Source organism: Rhizobacter sp. Root1238 (genome assembly GCF_001425825.1).
In the GTDB taxonomy this organism is placed as follows: domain Bacteria; phylum Pseudomonadota; class Gammaproteobacteria; order Burkholderiales; family Burkholderiaceae_C; genus Rhizobacter.
In genome coordinates this window covers 101,649-123,441 of the sequence record NZ_LMDM01000047.1, presented here as the reverse complement: position 1 = coordinate 123,441, position 21,793 = coordinate 101,649, and the positions used below count along the sequence as shown (strand labels likewise).

The window sequence follows — 21,793 nt, the reverse complement described above, 5'->3', positions numbered from 1 at the left end:
CTCCAGGCGAAAAGCAGTCACTCTCGGGGTGGCGTCGTCATCCACCTGTCCCGGCCGCGACACCGCCGATGACATCGCGGGAAAACGTGAAGCCCGTCACCGGCCCGGCGGCCGGCCTGCATCATCCGCGCGACACTTCGACCAGGCAGTCGTAGAAGCTGGGCGCGCGCCCGAGGTCGGTCAGGCCCTGGTGGGTCAGTTCGTTGACGTTGGTGCCGCGCGCGCCGAGCTTGCGCCACCAGATGCCCAGGCCGTTGACGACGCCGGGGCGAGCGCGCTGGCTGACCACCGCCTTGCACCAGTACTCGCCGCGATCGTTGAAGACCCGCACCAGCTCGCCGCCGGCGATGCCGCGCGCTTGCGCGTCGTCCGCATGGATCTCCAGCACCGGCTCGCCCTCGATGTCGCGCAGGCTCTGCACGTTGACGAAGCTGGAGTTCAGGAAGTTGCGCGCCGGCGGCGAGATCATCGCCAGCGGGTAGCGCCGCGCGAGCTCGGGCGCCGAGTGGGCCGATTCGTAGTTCGGCACGTGATCGGGCACGCCCCAGCCGGGCGCGTCGATCGTGCAGCGGCCGCTCGCGGTCGGGAAGCCGCCCTCGGCGAACGGTGCCTCCGCGATCGCCAACTTCACCCAGTGCTTCTCGCGCAGTTCGTCGAAGTCGACGACGTCGTGGCGGAAGGCCTGGCGTGCGAGCACCTCGTCGCTGTCGCTGAAGCACGGCGCATCGAAGCCCATGCGCGCGGCAAGCTCGCGGAAGATCTGCGTGTTCGGCTTCGCCTCGCCGACCGGTGCGATCGCCGCCTCGTTGATCAGCACGTAGGTGTGGCCGTAGCTGGTGTGCACGTCGAGGTGCTCCAGCTGCGTGGTGGCCGGCAGCACGTAGTCGGCATGGTCGGCGGTGTCGGTCATGAAATGCTCGAGCACCACGGTGAACAGGTCGTCGCGCCGGAAGCCCTTCACGACCTTCGGCGACTCGGGCGCCACCGCGACCGGGTTGCTGTTGTAGACCACCAGCGCCTCGATCTTCGGGCCGAACGCGGCCGAGCTCTCGCGCAGCAGGTCGTCGCCGATGGTGCTCATGTTGATGGTGCGCGGGCGCCGGCCGTCCAGCAGCCCGGGCCGCTGCAGCGCGGCCTTGTCGGGATGGAACCAGCCCGATGCCGACAGCAGCAGCCCGCCCGCGCGGTGCCGCCATGCGCCGGTCAGACACGGCAGGATCGCCACCAGCCGCACCGCGTTGCCGCCGCCGCGCACCCGCTGCATGCCGTAGTTCAGGCGGATCGCGGCCGGCTTCGTCGTGCCGTAGTCGCGCGCCAGGCCGCGCACCTCGTCGGCGCCGATGCCGCAGGTCTCGGCGGTGCGCTCCGGCGTCCAGGCCATCGCGCGCTCGCGCAGGGCGGCCCAGCCTTCGGTGTGGCGTTCGATGTAGTCGTGGTCCAGCCAGTCGTTGACGACCAGCTCGCGCATCAGCCCGAGCGCGAGCGCACCGTCGGTGCCGGGCAGCAGCGCGATGTGCTGGTGGCACTTGTCGGCCGTCTCGGTCTTGCGCGGGTCGATGCAGACGAGCTTCGCGCCGTTGCGCCTGGCCGCGTTCGCGAAGGTCCAGAAATGCAGGTTCGACGCGATCGAATTGCTGCCCCAGATCACGATCAGGCGGCTCTCGGCGAAATGCTCGACGTGCATGCCGACCTTGCCGCCGTAGGTCGCCATCAGCGCCTCGGCGCCGGCCGAGGCGCAGATCGTGCGGTCGAGCAGCGAGGCGCCGAGCTGGTGGAAGAAGCGCCCGGCCATGCTCTCGCCTTGCAGCAGGCCCATCGTGCCGGCGTAGCTGTACGGCACGACGGCCTCGGGCGCGCGCGACGCGATCTCGCCCAGGCGCGCGGCGATGTCGGCCAACGCCTCGTCCCAGCTGACGCGCTCGAACTGCCCGCTGCCTTTCGGGCCGACCCGCTTCAGCGGGTGCAGCACGCGATCCGGGCTGTAGGTTCGTTCGGTGTAGCGCGACACCTTGGTGCACAACGCACCGTGCGTGGTCGGGTGATCGGGGTCGCCCTGTATGCGAATGGCGCGACCGTTCTCCACGGTCACGCGAATGGCACAGGTGTCTGGACAGTCATGCGGGCACGCCGCCGCAACAGTTCGTGAACTCATCGCGGCACTATTGCACATGCTTCCGGATGTATGTGCCCGCTCGGTCAGGAACCACGCGCTTTGTACCGATATGGACGGATATCCTTACGCCCCAGCAAACGGCCCGCTGAGTCGTAACAAGCTGCAACACATTTGTCAACGGAACTTGCCCCATGAAACGTCGTGATCTTCTGAAAAGCGTTGCCGCCGGCAGCGCCGTGCTGGCGTTGCCTGCGCTGGCTCAAAGTGACCGTCGGCTCGTGCTGGGCCAGTCGGCCGCCTTCACCGGCCCGGCCGCCCAGCTGGGCATCCAGATGAACCGCGGCGCGCGGGTGTTCTTCGATGCCTTCAATGCCGCCGGTGGCGTCAACGGCCACACCATCGAGCTGAAGACGCTGGACGACGGCTACGAGCCGGACCGTTGCAAGGCCAACACCGACCGTTTCATCAAGGACGACGTGTTCGCGCTGTTCGGCTACGTCGGCACGCCGACCTCGCTGGCCGCGCTGCCGCTGGTCAACGAGAGCAAGACGCCGTTCTTCGGGCCGTTCACCGGCGCCGAGGCGCTGCGCGAGCCGTTCAGCAAGTCGGTCTTCCACGTGCGGGCGTCGTACTACGACGAGACCGCGCTGATCGTGAAGAACCTGACCCAGCTGGGCCTGAACAAGATCGCGGTGTTCTACCAGAACGACGCCTACGGCAAGGCCGGCCTCGAAGGCGTGACGCGCGCGCTGAAGCCGCTGAACCTCGCGCCGGTGGCGCTGGGCACCGTCGAGCGCAACACCGTCGCGGTGAGCCAGTCGGTGAAGGACATCGTCGCGAAGCTGCCCGATGCGGTGGTGATGATCAGCGCGTACAAGTCGTGCGCCGCGTTCATCCGCGAAGCCCGCAAGGCCGGCTACGGCGGCACGTTCTACAACGTGTCGTTCGTCGGCACGCAGGCCCTGGCCGACGAGCTCGGCAAGGAAGGCCGCGGCGTGATGATCAGCCAGGTGATGCCGTTCCCGTTCTCGACCACGACACCGATCTCGCGCGAGTACCTGGATGCCGTCGCGAAGGCCGGCGGCGACGCGACCCCCAACTACTCGAGCATGGAAGGCTACCTGGCGGCGAAGGTGTTCGCCGAGGGCCTGAAGCGTGCCGGCCGCGCACCGTCGCGCGAGGCGCTGATCGCCGGGCTGGAGACGATCCAGGGCGCGAACTTCGGCGGCTTCAATGTGTCGTTCGGCGCGAAGGACCACGTCGCGTCGAGCTTCGTCGACGTCTCAATGCTGACCGAAGACGGCAAAGTCAGGAGATAGCCCTCCCCCGAAGGCGCTGCGCGCCTCCCCCTCGAGGGGGCGCCGCCAGTGGCCCGGCGAAGCCGGTTCCACGGCGGCTGCTTGATGGGCTCGGGCGCTGGGCGCCGAGCTTTTGTTCATATCGTTTTGTCTGGAGTTGTTGTGAAGCGTCGTCAATTTCTGAGCCTGGGTGCTGCGTCACCGGTTGCCCTGGCCTTCCCGAAGCTGGCGACTGCCGCCTCCACCAAGATCGTGCTCGGCCAGTCGGCCGCGTTCTCGGGCCCGGCCAGCGCGCTGGGCGAGCGCTTCAAGGAAGGCGCACTGCTCGCGTTCGAACGCGTCAACGCGCGCGGCGGCATCAATGGCCGCACGATCGAACTGCGCAGCGTCGATGACGGCTACGAGCCGGACCGCTGCGCCGAGAACACCCAGAAGCTGCTGAAGGACGACGTGTTCGCGCTGTTCGGCTACATCGGCACGCCGACCTCGGTGGCCGCGCTGCCGCTGGCGACCGCGGCGCGCACGCCGTTCTTTGCGCCGTTCAGCGGCGCCGAGGTGCTGCGCGCGCCGTTCAACCGGATGGCCTTCCACGTGCGGGCGTCGTACAACGACGAGACCGCCGAGATCGTCAAGCAGATCACGTCGATCGGCATGAAGCGCATCGGCGTCTTCTACCAGAACGACAGCTACGGCAAGGCCGGCCTCGACGGCATGACGGCGGCGCTGAAGGCGCACAACCTGGCCGCGGTCGGCCTCGGCACGGTCGAGCGCAACACGGTGGCCGTGGAGGCCGGCGTCGGCAAGATCCTGGCCGACAGGCCCGACGCGATCGTGCTGATCAGCGCGTACAAGTCGTGCGCCGCATTCATTCGCGAAGCCCGCAAGCAGGGCTTCCTCGGCAGCTTCTACAACGTGTCGTTCGTCGGCACGCAGGCGCTGGCTGCCGAACTCGGCCAGGACGCCCGCGGCGTCGCGATCAGCCAGGTGATGCCGCTGCCGTTCAGCGCGACGGTGCCGATCTCGGCCGACTACCTCTCGGCCGGAAAGGCGCTGGGCGCGAAGTTCGAACCCAACTATGGCGGCATCGAAGGCTTCGTCGCCGCGCGCACCATCATCGAAGGCCTGCGCGCGGCCGGCGGCAACGCGACGCCGGAGACGCTGGTGACGGCGCTCGAGAACATGCCCGAGCTGAACCTCGGCGGCTTCTTCATCGACTTCAACGACCGCTCGCATGCCGGCTCGAAGTACGTCGACATGACGATCCTGACGGCCGAAGGCAAGGTGCGGCACTGAGTCCCGGGGTGGCCTCGTAGGAGAAGGGCCCCGAGTAAACTGGATCGCTTCGCACGAGCTGGAGCGTTTCCATGCAGTTGATCGAATCCATCCTGGCCGATGCCGCGGCCGTCACGGCGATCCGACGTGACATCCACGCCCATCCCGAACTCTGCTTCGAGGAAACGCGCACCGCGGACGTGATCGCGAAGGCGCTCACCGACTGGGGCATTCCGATCCACCGCGGCCTCGGCACCACCGGTGTCGTCGGCATCGTCAAGGGCACCGCGGGCACGAGCGATCGTGCCGTCGGCCTGCGCGCCGACATCGACGCGCTGCCGATGACCGAGAAGAACACCTTCGCGCACGCCAGCACCCACGCCGGCAAGATGCACGCCTGCGGCCACGACGGCCACACCGCGATGCTGCTGGCCGCCGCGAAGCACCTGTCGAAGAACCGGAATTTCGACGGCACCGTCTACCTGATCTTCCAGCCTGCCGAAGAGGGCGGCGGCGGCGCGCGCGAGATGATCAAGGACGGCATCTTCGACAAGTTCCCGATGGAAGCGGTGTTCGGCGCGCACAACTGGCCCGGCATGCAGGTCGGCCAGTTCGCGCTGAAGAGCGGCCCGTGCTTCGCGTCGAGCAACGAATTCCGCATCGTGATCCGCGGCAAGGGTTCGCATGCCGCGATGCCGCACAACGGCATCGACCCGGTGCCGATCGCCTGCCAGCTGGTGCAGGGCTTCCAGACCATCATCACGCGCAACAAGCGGCCGATCGACGCCGGCGTGATCTCGGTGACGATGATCCATGCCGGCGAGGCCACCAACGTGGTGCCCGACAGCGTCGAGATCCAGGGCACGGTGCGCACCTTCACGCTCGAGGTGCTCGACCTGATCGAGAAGCGCATGAAGGAGGTGGCCGAGAACCTGTGCGCCGCGTTCGATGCCGGCTGCGAGTTCGAATTCACCCGCAACTACCCGCCGACCATCAACCACCCGGCCGAGACCGAGTTCGTGCGCAGCGTGATGGCCGACGTGGTCGGGCCCGACAACGTGCAGGAGTTCGAGCCGACGATGGGCGCCGAGGACTTCAGCTACTTCCTGCTCGAGAAGCCGGGCTGCTATTTCCTGATCGGCAACGGCGATGGGAGCCACCGCATCGGCGGCCACGGCATGGGCCCGTGCATGCTGCACAACCCGAGCTACGACTTCAACGACGACCTGATCCCGCTCGGCGCAACGCTGTGGGTGCGCCTGGCCGAACAATGGCTCGCGAAGACATGACCGCCGCCATCGACGCGCTGTTTGCCCAGAGCTATGCCGAAGCGCGCGGCAAGTTCCTGGCGGCCGCCGAGGCGGCCGAGCTCGACGTCGAGACCCACGTGCACCCGCTGCTCGGCCGCGACGGCGAGACGCTCGCGATGGACGTGGTACGCGACGGCCCGGCCGATGCTGCGAAGCTGCTGATCGTCAGCAGCGCCTGCCACGGCGTCGAAGGCTTCTGCGGTTCCGGCATCCAGGTGGGGCTGCTGGGCGATGCGGCATGGCGCGCGTCGGCACACGCGGCCGGCGTGGCGGTGCTGTACCTCCATGCGTTGAACCCGTACGGCTTCTCGTGGTGGCGCCGCACGACGCACGAGAACGTCGACCTGAACCGCAACTTCCACGACTTCAGCCGGCCGCTGCCGGCCAATCCCGGCTACGACGAGCTGGCCGGGCTGCTGGTGCCGCCGACCTGGCCACCGTCGCCCGAGGTGATGATGCGCATCGGCCAGTTCGTGCAGCAGCGCGGCATGGAGGCGCTGCAGGCCGCCGTGTCCGGCGGGCAGTACGAGCACCCCGAAGGCCTGTTCTACGGCGGGCGCAACCCCACCTGGAGCCAGGTGACGCTGCGCCACGTGCTGCAGCAGCACGGACAGCGGGCGGCGAAGCTCGGCTGGATCGACCTGCACACCGGGCTCGGGCCGATGGGCGTCGGCGAGCGCATCTTCGCGTGCCGCGACGATGCGTCCGCGCTGGCCCGCGCCCGCGCCTGGTGGGGCGACGGCGTGACCTCGATCTACGACGGCAGCTCCAGCTCGGCGATGCTGACCGGACTGATGTGGAGCGCAGCCTACGACGAATGCCCGCAGGCCGAGTACACCGGCATCGCACTCGAGTACGGCACGCTGCCGATCATGCAGATGATCGAGGCGTTGCGGGCCGACCAGTGGGTCGAGAACCACCCCGAGGCGCCGGCCGACCAGCAGGCGCAGATCAAGCGGCAGACCCGCGATGCGTTCTACATCGACACGCCGCAGTGGAAGCAGCAGGTGTGGGAGCAGGCGCTCGATGCGGCGGGGGCCGCGGTGCGGGGGTTGCACGGCTGAGCGGCGGGGGCAAACCGCCGCCCGTCGCACGGCTCAGCCCTGGTTCAATGTCGATGCCGCAGCGCGCACCCGCTGTTTGAGGTCGCGGGCCCAGGTGCCGTTGCCGTGCGAGAACCTGACGACATCGAGGCCTTGCACGGGCGTCATGGGCGTGGGCATGCTCTTGAACTCGTTCAGCAGATCGACCACAAGCTGGCAAAGTCCCTGGCGCATTGCACCCGTCCCGCAGCAGTCGACAACTTCCATCACGATGGCAGCCTTGAGCAGCCGCGCGTAGTCGGTGTCGGGATACCAGCCGCTCACGTCATCTGCAAGCTGGATGAAGCCCGTCACACAGTGCTGGCTCCATTCGTCGTGTCCTTTTGCCATCAACGACACCAGTGCCACGGCCATCAGTTCGAACCGCCGGTCCGGGCCCAACGGCAGCTTGGACTGAAAGTGCGTCTCGGCACCGCTGATGTCCAACTGACTGTCGACCTCGGCCTGCGCAGGCGGCTCTCGAAGATCGCCTGCGAAGTCCGGCAACAAGCCTGCGCTCCATGCAGCGTCAGTGGCATCCGCAGGAACCGCGAAGTCCGGCACGTTCAGCTCCGGTGCCAGGCCATGCAGCAAAGCCTCCATCGTGTCTCGAGGACATTGCGACAGCACGGGCGCCAGAATGGTTGCGAAGCTCTGCGCCGACTCATGGCCTTCAGGCAAACAGCGAACCAGCAACCGCACTGCGGCCTGCATGTCCATGCCGGGGTTTGCAGACCATTCGTCATGCAGAAGCGCCGCCAGCACGGGAATTCGCAGCGGGCTCGGCATCCACGACCTGTTGCGCGGCGCCCGCTGGGCCACCAAGGCCGCTGCCGAAAAGGAGATGCGATCCATCAGGTTCCACAGCAGCCCTGACACGAAGGCGTCGTACGGCCCGCAGAGCTCCTTCAGCAGGTTTCGGCACTCGAGCCGGCGACCAGACCACGCACGCGCTTCCTGCGCGACGTCGACCACGAAGTCTTCTTGTGGCAACCGTACCAGGCGGCACCACATGCCGAACAGCCGCGCCTCCAGTTGCGGAGAACATCCTGCCTGCGCCGCTTGCTCGCAGACAAAGCGCCTGAGCGGTGTCAGCCGGTGTGCCGACCAACAGCGCCCCGAGTCGGCAGCGCGTTGCAGATCTCCATCGATCTGGTCCAGCAGTGCAGGCAGGCCATCGCTGTCCCATGGTGAGCGCATGAACCGTTGCCACTGGTCGACGACATCCAGCCCGCAACCTTGAAGGAAGGTGCACACGGCTTTCATTTGCCCAGGCGGCAACAGCTGCGGCCGTTGCATGCAGACGGCTGCGTAGTCGACAACAGTCTCGAGGCAGGCCGCAGGGGCCCGCAAGGTGAGTTGCCACTGCCACCCACCCGGCGGAGTGGACAACTCCCAGCCACTGCTTTCCATCGCCACGCGCGCACGGTCGACGGCGGCAAACCCCGATGCTTCGCGTTGGAACGCGCGGCAATCCGCGAGGTGCGCGTCACCAGCTTCGGGAGGACCGCTGTTGAGCCAGAACAGGCAATTTTCCGCCGCTTCCCGGTGATCCAACTCGACGCCCGCCCTGAACGCCTTGGTCAGCCGCTCAGCCGCCTCTGCGGGTGACATGCCGCCGTCATCATCACCGGGTTCAAGGCACAGCCCGAGGTTGTCAACGACCTTCATCAGTGTCTCGGAGCGCAGTTCGATCTGTGCCACCGGCTTGCAGACCGCCGGCAGCTTCTCTTCGAGCGCGTGGAGAAACTGCTTCACCAGCCCGGCATCAATCACCTCGAAATGGCCGTCGACGGCCACATGGTCGTGAAGCTGGTGACCGAGTTCGCGTTCGATGTGAACCTTGCCGTCGCCAAGCAGGGCGGTGCCCTTTTCAACGAGACACCGCTCAAGGCCCGGCCGCGATGCGGGGCAAGCCAACAGCACCAGGGCAATGATCTTCAAGGCCGCTTCCGGATGGGAGGCCTCGAGCTGCTCCGCGACATCCACCAAGCCGTCCACGTCGACAGCGCGCCCCTTCGGAAATGCCTTGCAGACGACCGGCTGCCCTTCGACGACGGCGCTCAGGAATTCGGCATGACACGCCAGCGTGTGCTCGGTGGGATGCGCGCCCCATGTGTTGAGCTTCGCCTCGAGCTGCCCGACATTCGTCGACCCCGTGGGCGGCGCATCCTGGCTGCGCTTCAGCAGAGGCAAGTTTCCGTGCATCGTGAGAACGACCTCAAGAGTCCATGTTGCAGACTGAGTAACGCGATGGCCGAAAACGTTCCTTGTCCTGAACTGATCGACGAGGGTCCGAAATCGTCTCGACGGAATTGCGCTCGATCATCTATGGTTCGGTACCTTCATCAGCCACGCCCGCCATGCTCCAGCTCCGCCCCACCTGCGAACACTGCAACACCGCGCTTCCGCCGGAATCGATCGATGCGCGCATCTGCAGCTTCGAATGCACCTTCTGCGCGCACTGCGTCGACAGCGTGCTCGGCAATGTCTGCCCGAATTGCGGCGGTGGCTTCGTGCCGCGCCCGGTGCGGCCGGTGAACGACTGGAAAGGCGGCAACCACCTGGCCCGCTATCCCGCCGAGACGGCGGCGAAGCACCGCCCGGTCGACGCCGCCACGCAAGCCGCGTTGCGCGAGCGCCTGCGCGGCGTGCCACCCGAGCAGCGATGAACCGCGTCGACGTCGCGATCGTCGTGCCGCCGCGCACGCTGCTGCTCGATGTCGCCGGGCCGGCCGAGGCGTTTCGCCTGGCCGACGCGCACCTCTCGGATCAGGGCCGGCCGGAACGCTTCCGGCTGCGCTTCGTCGGTCCGCAGGCGCAGGCCGCGAGCTCGGTCGGGCTGCAGGTGGCGGGGCTCGAGGCGCTGCCCGTCCGGTTCGATGCGCCGACCTGGCTGATGGTGGTCGGCCAGCCCGCCGCGGCGCTCGGCCGGCCCGATGCGGCCACGCTGGACACGATCGACTGGCTGCGCCGCGACATCGGTCCGCTGCTGGAATCAGGCGACGACCATCGCCTCGTCGGCGTCTGCACCGGCACGCTGCTGCTCGCGCGGGCCGGCCTGCTCGGCGGGCGGCGTTGCACCACGCACCACGCGTTCATCGAGATGCTGCGCCGCCTGGCGCCCGAAGCGCAGGTGGTCGACAACCGCGTGTTCGTGCTCGACGGCGCGCTCGCCACCAGCGCCGGCGTGACGGCCGGCATCGACCTCGCGCTGCACCTGATCGCACTGGCCTGCGGCGATGCGCTGGCGGCGCGGGTCGCGAAGGACCTGGTCGTGTACCTGCGCCGCACACCGAACGACCCCGAGCTGTCGCCGCTGCTGGCGCACCGGCACCACATCCACCCGGCGCTGCACCGCGCGCAGGACGCGGTGTGCGAGCGGCCCGGCGACGACTGGACACTCGCGTCGCTCGCCGATGCGGCGCACGTGACGACGCGCCACCTGCTGCGGCTGTTCGCCGAGCACGCGGCGGTGTCGCCGATGACCTATGTGGAGAAGATCCGCCTGGAGCGGGCGCGCCAGGCCTTGTCGGGCGGCGCGAGCGTCACGCGGGCCGCGGAGCACGCGGGGTTCGCGTCGGACCTGCAACTGCGCCGCGCGTGGGGGCGGCACCTCGAAGGCACCCCACGCACCGCGCGAACCCTTTCATAGCCCGGAGGCCAATCCGGGACCCGGGATGTCACCCGGGCTACGCGACGAGCAGCGGGCCGAGCGCCGGGCCGCCCCAAGCCGGCCCGCATCCCCTCGGGGGATCGGCCGACGTACCCGGCGGCCGAGGGGTCGTCATCACGCCCTGCGTTCAGTGCGCACCAGGCTGGCATTGGCCGCCAGCTGATCGCGCAGCCGCACGATCGTCTGCGGTTCGCTCAGCAGCCGCATCCGGTCGGCCTTGCTCAGGCGCTCGGTGTCGTGATGGGCCAGCAGGCCCTTCATCAGCAGGCGGCGCGCCTTGCCGCGGCTGCCCCAGCTGGTGTTGCGCGGACCCATCGCACTGCGCACCACGTCGAACAGCCACGGGTCGTTCAATGCATCGCGGAACTGGCGCATCGGCGCCGCGCGGCGCGCATGCGCCCATGCACGGCGCAGCACCGTCGGAGCCGAATGCTCTTCCGGCGTCAGCAGCAGCTTGTTGGCCAGCAGGCGCTGGCCCAGCCCGGAGCGGCTCGTCAGCACCACCAGCGGCACCGCCAGCAGCAGCGGCAGGCCCATCGGCGCCAGCCACAGCGTGGCTTGCGGCTGCACCCACAGCACCAGCGCCGACAGCAGCGCCACGCCACCGCTGATGAACATGAAGCGGCGCGCCGCATCCGCCCAGCCGATGTCGCTCGCTTCGCGCGGGGGCGACTTCCAGTCCAGCTTCAGCCCGGTCAGCGCGACCACCACGAACAGCGTGTGCGCCATCATCCGCACCGGCGCCTGCAGCACCGAGAGCCCGCCTTCCAGCACGGCACCCTTGATCAGCGCGGCGATACCGCCATAGCGGCGCTGCTGCCCGGTCATCACGATCGCGGCCACGCCCATCACGCGCGGCATCGCCAGCATCACCGCCGTGGCCAGCCACAGCAGCGCCATCTCGACCGGCAGCTCGCGCGCCGACCCGAACACCGGATGGCCGCCGAACATCCACAGCCCCGCGCCGAGCAGCACGAAGGCCAGCCACAGCGGGGCCGACAGGTAGGCCAGCGCGCCGGTCAGCAGCATCGCGCGGTGCACGCCGTGCAGGCCGGGCTCGGCGATCAGGCGGGCGTTCTGCAGATTGCCCTGGCACCAGCGGCGGTCGCGCTGCAGCTCTTCGAGCAGGTTGGGCGGCTGTTGCTCGTAGCTGCCGTGCAGGTCGTGCACCAGCCACACGTGGTAGCCGGCACGGCGCATCAGCGCGGCTTCGACGAAGTCGTGCGACAGGATCTCGCCGCTCAGGCCGCCGCGGCCCTTCAGCGGCGCGAGGCCGCAATGCTTCATGAATGGCTCGACGCGGATGATCGCGTTGTGGCCCCAGTAGTGCGATTCGCCCAGCTGCCAGTACTGCATGCCGGCGGTGAACAGCCGGCCCGCGACGCGGCCCGCGAACTGCTGCGAGCGCGCATGCACGGTGTCCAGGCCGCAGGCTTGCGGCGCGGTCTGCAGGATGCCGGCGTTCGGGTTGGCTTCCATCAGCCGCACCAGCTTCACCAGGCAGTCGCCGCTCATCACGCTGTCGGCATCCAGCACCACCATGTAGCGGTAGTCCTTGCCGAAACGGCGGCAGAAGTCGGCGACGTTGCCGGCCTTGCGCTTGGTGCGGATGGTGCGCCAGCGGTAGTAGATGCGCTCGGCCAGCCCGCTCTCGGCGCGCAGCTCGGCCCAGGCGGCCAGCTCGGCGGCACGGATTTCGGGGTCGTTGGTGTCCGACAGCACGTAGACGTCGAACAGGCTGGACGCGCCGGTGGCCGCCAGCGATTCGACGGTGGCGCGCAGGCCGGCGAACACGGTCGACACCTGCTCGTTGCAGATCGGCATGATGATCGCGGTGCGGGCGCTCTTGTGGATCGGCTCGTTGCCGACCGACGATGCCGACATCGCATGCCGATCGCCGCGCCACAGCACCCAGAAGCCCATCATCGCGGTGAAGAAGCCGGCCGACACCCACGCGAACAGCAGCGCGTACAGGCCGATCTGCAGGTTGCGCAGCCAGGCGCTGTCATGCGGCGGCAGCACGGTGGCCAGCAGCGCGGTGGCACCGGCGGCCGACAGCGCGACCAGTCCCAGCAGCACGCGGCGGCGCGCCTTCGCGGCGTTTTCCCAAGCGGCGGGCGCCGGGGCCGGCGTGACCGGCACGCCGCGCGCGCCGGGCTGCACCAGGCGGCCCAGGCCGGCCAGCGTGCCGATGAGCAACTCGCCCAGGCTGCGCGTGAAACCACGCCACGGCTGAGCCACCATCGAGCCGCGGTTCATGCGCGGCATGCTGGCGCCCGGTGCGGATCGGTCGGCGCTCACTCGGGTTGAATGATCGTGGTCCATGTTTCGGTCAAGGCGTTGTCGCCGGTTTGGAGAAAGGCTCGCAGCTCGGCGGGTTGCGCGAGCTGGAGGCGGTTGACGCGCACGGTCATGCGCCAGGTGCCGGTCGCGGGGTTGCGATAGGCGTTGCGTTCGACGATCTGGGCGTTGCTGCCGGCGGTGACGACGGCCTTCACCGCCGCATCGGCGGGCAGCGCGCGCAGCGCCGGGCCGTCGAAGTCGACGACGTACTGCACCTCGCGCGGGTCGAGCGCCTTGCTGCGGTCGACGAAGCCGTGGCCGCGGCGGGTCTGCACCGTCCAGCCGGCCGGCGGGCGCTGCTGGCGCTCGCCCTGCCATTGCATGCGGTAGGCGAAGTCGATCGGCTGGCCGGGTGCCGGCACGCTGGCGGGCACCCAGTAGGCGACGACGTTGTCGTCGGTCTCGTCCGGCGTGTGCAGCTGCAGCAGTTCGACGCGGCCCGGGCCCCAGCTGCCTTGCGGCGTGACCCAGACGCTCGGGCGGTGCTCGTACTGCGCCTCGGTGTCTTCGTAGCTGGTGTACGCGCGGTCGCGCTGCATCAGCCCGAAGCCCTTCAGCTCGGCCATCGAGAACGAGGTCACCAGCGTGCGGTTCGGGTTGACCAGCGGGCGCCACAGCCATTCGCCGCCGCCCTTGCCGTCGCCGGTCGCGACCATCAGGCCGTCGGAATCGTGCACCTCGGGGCGGAAGTCTCCGGCCTTCGGCTGGTTCTCGCCGTGCGCGAACATGCTGGTCAGCGGCGTGAGGCCCAGCGTCGCGACGCCGGCGCGCAGGAACAGGCGGGCCTGCACGTCGATCGCGGTTTCCTCGCCAGGACGCAGCGTGATGCGGTAGGCGCCGGTCGCGCGCGGCGAATCGAGCAGCGCGTGGATCACCAGCGTGGTCGCCTGCGGCGCCGGGCGCTCGATCCAGAATTCGCTGAAGCGCGGGAACTCCTCCCCGCTGCCGCCGACGGTGTCGATGCCCAACCCGCGCGCCGACATGCCGTAGTGCTGGCCCTTGCCGAGCGCGCGCAGGTAGCTCGCGCCGAGGAAAACCACCAGCTCGTCCTTGTAGGCCGGGTTGTTCAGCGCGTAGTGCACGCGGAAGCCGGCGAAGCCGAGGTCGCCCCAGCCCTTCTGCGTCAGCTTGTTCTTGCCGTAGTCGAAGTCCGCGCGGTCGAAGGCGACGTGGTTGACGCGGCCGTCGGGCGCGATCTCGTTGATCGACACCGGCTGGGTCTGGAACTTGCCGAGGTGGAAGAAGGCCAGCTCGAACGGCAGGTTCTCGCGCCGCCACAGCGCCTTCTGCGGGTTGAAGCGGATGTCGCGGTACTGGTCGTAGTCGAGGTTCTTCAGTTCGTCGGGCAGCTTGACCGTGACCGGCGTGTAAGCGCGGGTGGCCATCTGGCGGGCGCGCTCGGCCACGTCGTCGAAGCCGAATGCCATCGCCTGGCCGGCGAGGCCAGCGAGGCTGAGCGAAACCAGCGCGCGGATCCATGTCGCGGATCGGCGAATGGCGGGAGCGGTGAACGCGGTGTGACCGGGGGCAGCGAGCAAAACGTGGTTCCTGTCTGGCAAAACAAGGCCGTCGAAAACGGCCGCGATGCCATGACAGCGCAACGCCTGTGCCAGCAAGAAAAGTCGTTTGATATCAACGACTTGCCACGCGTAACGGAGGGTTTCTCCGTATCTGACGCCAAAACAGAGCTCCGGACCGGTCGTTTTGTCGCCGCGCAGCGACAGCGGTCCGGAGCAGCCTCGCCAAGTCCTTGTCGCGCCAGGACTTTTTGCCTGTCACCGGACAGCGACAGCCGGCATCAGCGGTCGCGCACCAGCGTGCCGAGCGGCGTCGCGGCGTCGCCGAGCATGAACACCGTGTAGACCTTGGTCGCCTGCAGGTTGGCCTCGCCGTTCAGGTACAGCCGGGACACCGCGGCCGGCGAGGTCGCCTCCAGCCGGATCGAGTTGCCGACCACCAGGCTCGCGCCGACCGAGGCCTGGCCGAACGGGATGTCGCTGGCGACCAGGCCGTAGTCGGCCGTCAGCGTCACGTTGCCGGCCAGCCCGTTGACGCCGTGCACCAGCCTCACCTTCGCGCTGGTGGCGGCGGCCGGCTTGTTGTTGTCCTGCAGCACGAAGGCGGTCGGCGCGGCCGGCGTGCCCAGCACCAGCAGCGTCACGTCGGCGCCGGGCGGCGCGGTGAAGGCCGGCAGCGCGAGGGCGGCGCCGCCGTTCACCCGCAGTTCGCCGGTCACCGCACCGGCCGGCACCATCGCATAGGGCACGATCGCCGGCGACGCGATGCCGTTCGACAACGTGATGCCGTTCGCCTTCACCGACACCGCACCGCTGGCCGTCGTGCCGGCCACCACGCGCACGCGGGCCGACGGGTTCTTCTGCGCGACCACGTCGGCGCGCTGGTTCAGCACCAGCCCGTGCACCAGCACGCCGCCGGGTGTGGCCGTCAGCACCAGCGTCGCGATCTGCTGGTCGGCCAGCGTCACCGACGGCAGGTCCAGCCGCACGTCGGCCTTGTTGCCGGCGCCGGTCGCGACGACGCGCCACGCGCCCTTCACGAACTCCTTGTACGCACTCAGCGTGTCGACGGCGATGCCGAACCCCGGGTTCTGGTCGGCCAATGCGGCATCGACCGGGAACACGTAGACGTCGAGCGCGCCGGCCTCGACCGCGCCGTTCATCACCCGCAGCTTCGCCTGGCCGGCCGTCGGCGCCGCTTCGCCGTCGTTCATGTACATCGCGCGCAGCGAGGTCTCGGTGCTGTAGGCCACCAGCGTGTGGTAGCCGTCGCTCGCCACGGTGCGGCTCACGCTGGCCGCCGCGGCCGTGGAGCCGCTGCGCTTCAGCGTCATCGCGACCGTGCCCGAGCCGATCTCCGAATAGGCGCCGACCGCGAACGACGCGGTCTCTTTCGTCTGCAGCACGTCGTTGGCGTAGAAGTCGAGCGCCGTGTAGTCGGTGGTCGCGTTGACCAGCCGCACGCGGCCGGGCGAGCCGCCGCCGTCGTCCGAGCCGCCGCCGCAGCCGGGCAGCACGGCGGCCGCCGCCAGCATCGCAACCAGGATCCGGCGGGTGAAGAACTTGTTCATCGAAGCGTTTCCAGTGGATTTCATGAATGTGCAACTTGCACATTCACTGTAGATTCCATGACACACGGTGACAAGCCCCGGGAAATCGGGGATTGCAAAAGCGTGATCAAATGTGCATGTTGCACATTGAAAACATGACAACACCCGACGATACCGAAGCCGCCTTCCAGCAGGCGCTCGAGCGCCTGCTGCTGCCGCTGGCGCAGCTGTGCCTCGACCGCGGCCATGGCTTCCCGCTGCTGGCCGAGGCGATGAAGCGCGCGCTGGTCGCGGCGGCACGCGAGGCGCATTCGGGCGCGCAGGCGAGCCGCGACGTCAGCCGCATCAGCACCACCACCGGCCTGACGCGCCGCGAGGTGACGCGCATCACGCACACGCCGCCGGCCGAGGCGCCGGCGCGCAGTTCGCCGGCCACGCAGGTGTTCACCAAGTGGATGGGCAACCGGCGCCTGCAGGACAAGGACGGCCACCCGAAGGCGCTGCCGCGCCAGGGCAAGGCGCAGAGCTTCGAGGAACTGGCGCGCTCGGTGACGCGCGACGTGCACCCGCGCAGCCTGCTCGAAGAGCTGTGCCGGCTCGGTCTCGCCAGCTTCGACCCGGTGACCGACACCGTGACGCTGGAGCGCGATTCCTTCGTGCCCAGCGCCGACCAGTCGCGGCTGCTCGGTTTCGTCGGCCACAACGTCGGCGACCACCTGTCGGCCGCGGTGGCCAACCTGGCGGCCGGCAGCAGCGGCGAGAAGCCGCCGCACTTCGAGCAGGCGGTGTTCGCCGACGGCCTGTCGGCCGAGTCGGTCGCGCAGCTGCGCGGGCTGGTCACCGAGCAATGGCGCGGGTTGATGGCCGCGCTGGTGCCGCGGCTCACCAAGATGATCGACGCCGACGAGCGCGCGCACCAGGCCGGCGACCCGCCGCCGCGCCGCGTGCGCATCGGCCTGTACACCTTCCATGCCGAAGCGCCCGCGGCGGCGGCACCCTCTTCACCCGACGAGCCCGACCCATCGTGAACACCCGCTTACCGACCCGCCGCCGCCTGACCGCAGGGCTCCTGGCCGCCGCGCTGCTGATCACCCACCTGACCGGCTGCGGCGGCGGTGTCGACAGCGGCGGCACCGGCATCATCGCGTCCGGCCCGATCAGCGGGCTCGGCTCGATCTTCGTCAACGACGTGCGCTTCGACGACGACAGTGCCGAGATCCGCGACGAACAGGGCGCGCTGCTGACGAAAGACCAGCTGAAGCTCGGCATGACGGTGATCGTCGAGGGCGGCACGCTCGACACCCGTGCCGCGCAGGCCACCTCCACCGCACAGGTGATCCGCGTCGTCAGCGACCTGGTCGGGCCGGTCGGCGCGGTGGACGCCGCCGCCGGCAGCTTCACCGTGCTCGGCCAGACGGTGATCGTCGGCGCGCGCACGCTGTTCGACGGCAGCCTGACCGGCGGCTTCAGCGCGCTGGTGCCGGGCATGACGGTGCAGGTGTATTCGCAGTACGACCCGCTGACGCGCCAGTACGCCGCGACGCGGATCGAGCAGCTGCCCGATGCGACGTTCTTCAAGATCCGCGGCGTGGTCGCGGCGCGCGACCCGCAGGCACCCAGCCTGACGCTGGGCAGCGAGGTGATCGGCGTCGGCGGCGTGGCCGGCAGCGCGGTGCCGCCGGTTGACATCGGCGACTTCCTCAGCGTGCGGCTGCTCGCCGAGAGCGGCCAGCTCGCCGCCACCTCGGTGCGCACCGCCGACCTGATGCTCGGCGACCATCCGGTGGCGCGGGTCGAGGGCACGGTGACCGAGATCCTCAGTTCGCGCAGCTTCAAGGTGAACGGCATCGCGGTGGACGCCGTCACCGCGCACTTCGACGGCGACGAGGCCAAGGTCGTGCTGGGCGCGCGCGTCGGCGTGCTGGGCAGCACGCTGGCCGGCACGCTGGTGGCGGCGCGGGTGATCGTGCACGACGACAGCGTGCCGGCGATCGCCAGCTTCGCGCTGGTCGGCGCGGTGCAGGAGCTCGACGCGGTGACGCGCAGCTTCCGCATCCGCAACACGCCGGTGGTGTTCGACGACGGCACCGCGTTCAGCGGTGGGGCGGCCGCCGACCTGGCGAACGGCCGGCTCGCCACGGTGAGCGGCCTGCCGTCGCTCGACGGCACGCGGATCGTCGCGACGCAGGTCACGTTCGCCGCGCCCTGATTCCCCGTAGCCCGGATGCCAATCCGGGTCCCCTCGGCACGAATCCCGGATTGGCATCCGGGATGCGCCAGATGACAGATTTGTCATCTGCATGACAGCCGCCGGCCCGGGCAGCGTCACTAAACTCCCGGGAATGCGCGTCCTGATCATCGAAGACGAACCGAAAACGGCCGACTACCTGCGCCGCGGGCTGACCGAGCAGGGCCACGTCGTCGACGTCGAGCACAACGGCATCGACGGCCGCCATGCGGCGCTCGAAGGCCGGCACGACGTGATCGTGCTCGACGCGATGCTGCCCGGCATCGACGGCTTCGAGATCCTGCGCGACGTGCGCCGCGTGAAGCAGGTGGCGATCATCATGCTGACCGCGCGCGACGGCATCGAAGACCGGGTGCGCGGCCTGCAGGACGGCGCCGACGACTACCTGGTCAAGCCGTTCTCGTTCCTCGAACTCAGCGCGCGGCTGCATGCGCTGTCGCGCCGCAGCCGCCAACAGGAGCCGACCACGATCACGATCGGCGACATGGTGCTCGACCTGCTGGGCCGCAAGGTGCAGCGCGGCGGCGACCGCATCGACCTGACCGCCAAGGAGTTCTCGCTGCTGACCACGCTCGCGCGCCGGCCGGGCCAGGTGCTGTCGCGCACCGAGATCTCCGAGCTGGTGTGGGACATCCACTTCGACAGCAACACCAACGTCGTCGAGGTCGCGGTGAAGCGGCTGCGCGCCAAGCTCGACGGCCCCTACCCGGTCAAGCTGCTGCACACGATGCGCGGCATGGGCTACGTGCTCGAGGCGCGCGACGCGGAGGCCTCGCCGTGACGCGCCGGCTGTCGATGCGGCTCACGCTGATGTTCGCGGGCTGCGCCGCGGTGGTGTTCCTGGTCGGCGGCTGGGCGCTGTACCGCATGCTCAACGGCGGGATGATGGAGCAGGTGCGCGGCGAGATGCGGCTGCGCGCCGGCTGGGCCGAATCCATCGTGCAGCGCGTGCAGGACGAATCGCAGTGGCGGCTGTGGCTCACGCCGAAGTTCAACACCCTCGAGATGGAGCGCAGCGACGTGCGGCTGTGGGTCGTCAGCGACGTGCCGACCTTCCGCTACGGCCCGCGCCGTGCCGACATCGAGGCGCTGGCGATGGCCGGCGGCTACGGCGAACTGGTCGAGCCCGGCCACCCATGCAAGCTGCTGACCTGGTCCCGCCACCTGCCGGCCGACGGCGACCGCCCCGCGGTGACGCTGGTGCTGGTCAAGGACCCGCTGCGCTTCCTGCAGACGCTGGAGGACTTCCGCTTCGCGCTGATCGGGCTGGGCCTGGCCGGCGTGCTGGCGGTGGGCTGCCTTGGCTACGTCATCGCCCGCGTCGGGCTGCGCCCGCTGGACCGGCTGAGCCGGCAAGCGCAGGCGCTCGACCCGAACCACCAGGAGCAGCGGCTGGTGCTGCAGCCGATGCCGGCCGAGCTGGACAACCTGACCGCGTCGTTCAACGGCGCGCTGGCGCGGCTGCAGGCCGCCTACCAGCAGCTGGAGGCCTTCAACGCCGACGTGGCGCACGAGCTGCGCACGCCGCTCACCAACCTGATCGGCCAGACGCAGGTGATGCTGACGCGCGAGCGCAGCGCCGACGAGCTGGAGGACGTGCTGCGCTCCAACCTGGAGGAGATGGAACGGCTGAAGGGCATCGTCAACGACATGCTGTTCCTTGCGCGCGCCGACCAGGGCGCGGCCGCGTCGCGCCATGCCGACACCTCGATCGCCGACGAGGTGCACAAGGTGGCCGACTACCTCGACGCACTGCTCGACGAACGCGGCGTGCGCATCCGCGTGCAGGGCGACGAGCGCGGCTGCGTCGAGACGGCGCTGCTGCGGCGCGCGCTCGGCAACCTGCTGCAGAACGCGATCGAGCATTCGACGCCGGGCGACGAGATCGTCGTCGAGGTCGGGCGCCTGCTCGACGCCCCCGAGCAGATCCGCGTGGCCGTCAGCAACCCCGGCGGCCCGATCGACGACCAGCACCTGACGCACCTGTTCGACCGCTTCTACCGCGTCGACAGCGCGCGCCGCAACCCGGGCGGCAACCATGGGCTGGGCCTGGCGATCGTCAAGGCGATCGCGCTGATGCACCGCGGCTCGGTGTTCGCGCGCTCGCAGGCCGGGCGCAACACCTTCGGTTTCACGCTGACGGCCACATGAACGGCGCCTGACAAAAACGTCATCTGCGCGACAGGGTCCTGTGCGGTCCCGCTTTCTACGATGCCTTCACTCCCAACCACTTCGTGAAAGGTACCGAACCATGAAAGCCACCCTCGCACTGAGCCTCGCCGCCCTGGGCTTCACCGTGCTGTCGCAAGCCGCGCACGCCGACACCGACACCTACGCCGACAAGGCGGTCAGCCAGGCCTACAGCGCACCGTCGACGCTGACCCGCGCCGAAGTGCAGGCCGACCTGGCGCTGTGGCAACGCGCCGGCCTGGAAGCCGCCGCCGGCCGCGAGAGCTTCGACCCGACGCGCCCCGACATCGCCAGCCGCCTGGCGCAGTACAAGCAATGGCGCAGCGGCGCGGAATACCGCACCGAGCTCGCCCGCCTGCAGGACAAGGCGATGACGGCGCAGGCCGCTTCGTCGCGCACGACGAACTGAGCACCCCCGCCTTCGCGGGGTCTCCTTCAAACGAGGAACAAAGGGCTGGATGAACATCCAGCCCTTTGTTGTTGGCGTCGCCACGCTTCGCGAAGAGGCGTTTGCGCAAGCGAAGCGGCAGGTTCGTGTAGGCCCTGGCCGACAAAAAACAAGGCGATTCATCCCCAATATTCGCCAACATTTATCCAAAAATAGTGGCACATTTACGGCACGAGCAAGGTGCTCGACACTCACAAGGGGAACACCATGGCTGAAATCAGAGTTCAGATACCAGACAACGTTCTCGAACCACTCAAGGAGCGGCTGGGATTGAAGAAGAACACAGACGTCATCGAAGAAGCGTTGACGGTTCTGAACTGGGCGGCCGAGGAAGTCGGCAAGGGACGTCAGATCTATTCCGCCAATACAGACGGTCGGGACGTTACCCGGCTGGCGACCCCAGCGCTGACCTATCGCAGCAACGCAGCAACACTGGCGCGCCGCTAGACAATGCTGGGGATGTCGGGTGGCGCCATGCGCCATACCCTGCCGTGACACATGGAGACGCGGAGGCTTGGTGTATGGCAACAAGACAGCCCCAACCAGAGATCGCCAGGCCGCCGGCCGGACCCGTGCCTGTCGTGGGACCGCGTGGGGTACCTGAACCCGTTGCACCCGACGAGATGACACCTCCCCAACTGGATCTGTCGATCAAGCGCACGCTTGAACATCTACCCCCCTTCAATGCCGAGGTGCGAGAAGTTGGTTAGACAAAGAAGGGGATGCGAGGGATGACCACCAGGTCA

The 21,793-nt window shown here is 68.9% G+C and carries 17 protein-coding genes; 12 read left to right on the top strand and 5 right to left on the bottom strand.

Going from position 1 to position 21,793, the window contains the following annotated elements; all coding sequences use genetic code 11:
- Window positions 1–121: 121 nt before the first annotated feature.
- Complete coding sequence (locus ASC98_RS24600; protein WP_056817048.1) at window positions 122–2,170, bottom strand: molybdopterin-dependent oxidoreductase; 2,049 nt, start codon at window positions 2,168–2,170, stop codon at window positions 122–124.
- A gap of 134 nt (window positions 2,171–2,304) precedes the next feature.
- Between ASC98_RS24600 and ASC98_RS24595 the strand changes: the two genes are divergently transcribed.
- The 4 genes from ASC98_RS24595 to ASC98_RS24580 all read left to right on the top strand — a co-directional run bounded on the left by ASC98_RS24595 (window position 2,305) and on the right by ASC98_RS24580 (window position 7,057).
- Window positions 2,305–3,432, top strand: coding sequence for an ABC transporter substrate-binding protein (locus ASC98_RS24595; protein WP_056817046.1), 1,128 nt, complete (start codon window positions 2,305–2,307; stop codon window positions 3,430–3,432).
- 141 nt (window positions 3,433–3,573) lie between these two features.
- Window positions 3,574–4,704 (top strand): ABC transporter substrate-binding protein, encoded by a 1,131-nt coding sequence (locus ASC98_RS24590; RefSeq protein ID WP_235581381.1) that lies wholly within the window; start codon window positions 3,574–3,576, stop codon window positions 4,702–4,704.
- A 71-nt stretch (window positions 4,705–4,775) separates the two neighbouring features.
- Entirely contained in the window at window positions 4,776–5,972 is a 1,197-nt protein-coding gene (locus tag ASC98_RS24585; protein ID WP_056817041.1) for a M20 aminoacylase family protein, read from the top strand.
- Complete coding sequence (locus ASC98_RS24580) at window positions 5,969–7,057, top strand: M14 family metallopeptidase (RefSeq protein WP_056817039.1); 1,089 nt, start codon at window positions 5,969–5,971, stop codon at window positions 7,055–7,057. The genes ASC98_RS24585 and ASC98_RS24580 overlap by 4 nt, the downstream gene beginning before the upstream one ends.
- A 33-nt stretch (window positions 7,058–7,090) precedes the next feature.
- Here the strand turns inward: ASC98_RS24580 and ASC98_RS24575 are convergent, their stop codons facing one another.
- Window positions 7,091–9,271: a hypothetical protein gene (locus ASC98_RS24575; protein ID WP_157598218.1), complete on the bottom strand. Its 2,181-nt coding sequence runs from the start codon at window positions 9,269–9,271 to the stop codon at window positions 7,091–7,093.
- A gap of 167 nt (window positions 9,272–9,438) precedes the next feature.
- On the opposite strand from ASC98_RS24575, the gene ASC98_RS24570 reads away from it, so the two are divergent.
- On the top strand, window positions 9,439–9,747 hold the full coding sequence (locus ASC98_RS24570) for a DUF1272 domain-containing protein (protein WP_056817033.1): 309 nt from the start codon (window positions 9,439–9,441) through the stop codon (window positions 9,745–9,747).
- Complete coding sequence (locus ASC98_RS24565) at window positions 9,744–10,730, top strand: GlxA family transcriptional regulator (protein WP_056817029.1); 987 nt, start codon at window positions 9,744–9,746, stop codon at window positions 10,728–10,730. Before ASC98_RS24570 ends, ASC98_RS24565 begins: the two co-directional genes overlap by 4 nt.
- 135 nt (window positions 10,731–10,865) lie before the next feature.
- On the opposite strand, the gene mdoH is transcribed toward ASC98_RS24565, so the two are convergent.
- The 3 genes from mdoH to ASC98_RS24550 form a co-directional block, all read right to left on the bottom strand.
- Window positions 10,866–13,076, bottom strand: coding sequence for a glucans biosynthesis glucosyltransferase MdoH (gene mdoH / locus ASC98_RS24560; protein ID WP_082542232.1), 2,211 nt, complete (start codon window positions 13,074–13,076; stop codon window positions 10,866–10,868).
- Window positions 13,049–14,521 carry a glucan biosynthesis protein G gene (locus ASC98_RS24555; RefSeq protein WP_056817025.1) on the bottom strand — a complete coding sequence of 491 codons (1,473 nt, stop codon included), beginning with the start codon at window positions 14,519–14,521 and terminating at the stop codon, window positions 13,049–13,051. The genes mdoH and ASC98_RS24555 overlap by 28 nt, the downstream gene beginning before the upstream one ends.
- A gap of 371 nt (window positions 14,522–14,892) precedes the next feature.
- Window positions 14,893–16,182 carry a DUF4397 domain-containing protein gene (locus ASC98_RS24550; RefSeq protein ID WP_056817022.1) on the bottom strand — a complete coding sequence of 430 codons (1,290 nt, stop codon included), beginning with the start codon at window positions 16,180–16,182 and terminating at the stop codon, window positions 14,893–14,895.
- Between the two features lie 134 nt (window positions 16,183–16,316).
- Here ASC98_RS24550 and ASC98_RS24545 point away from each other — a divergent pair, with 134 nt between their 5' ends.
- From ASC98_RS24545 to ASC98_RS30840, 6 genes are all read left to right on the top strand, one after another.
- Window positions 16,317–17,189 carry a DUF6502 family protein gene (locus ASC98_RS24545; protein ID WP_056817019.1) on the top strand — a complete coding sequence of 291 codons (873 nt, stop codon included), beginning with the start codon at window positions 16,317–16,319 and terminating at the stop codon, window positions 17,187–17,189.
- On the top strand, window positions 17,186–18,370 hold the full coding sequence (locus ASC98_RS24540; protein WP_056817017.1) for a DUF5666 domain-containing protein: 1,185 nt from the start codon (window positions 17,186–17,188) through the stop codon (window positions 18,368–18,370). The genes ASC98_RS24545 and ASC98_RS24540 overlap by 4 nt, the downstream gene beginning before the upstream one ends.
- A gap of 133 nt (window positions 18,371–18,503) precedes the next feature.
- Window positions 18,504–19,190, top strand: a complete 687-nt coding sequence (locus tag ASC98_RS24535) for a heavy metal response regulator transcription factor (RefSeq protein WP_056817014.1) — start codon at window positions 18,504–18,506, stop codon at window positions 19,188–19,190.
- The gene (locus ASC98_RS24530) at window positions 19,187–20,560 is read left to right on the top strand and encodes a heavy metal sensor histidine kinase (RefSeq protein WP_056817011.1); all 1,374 of its coding nucleotides are present in this window, start codon (window positions 19,187–19,189) and stop codon (window positions 20,558–20,560) included. The genes ASC98_RS24535 and ASC98_RS24530 overlap by 4 nt, the downstream gene beginning before the upstream one ends.
- Window positions 20,561–20,660: 100 nt before the next feature.
- Window positions 20,661–21,008: a DUF4148 domain-containing protein gene (locus tag ASC98_RS24525; RefSeq protein WP_056817009.1), complete on the top strand. Its 348-nt coding sequence runs from the start codon at window positions 20,661–20,663 to the stop codon at window positions 21,006–21,008.
- A 246-nt stretch (window positions 21,009–21,254) separates the two neighbouring features.
- Window positions 21,255–21,494, top strand: coding sequence for a hypothetical protein (locus tag ASC98_RS30840; protein WP_157598220.1), 240 nt, complete (start codon window positions 21,255–21,257; stop codon window positions 21,492–21,494).
- Window positions 21,495–21,793 lie beyond the last annotated feature (299 nt).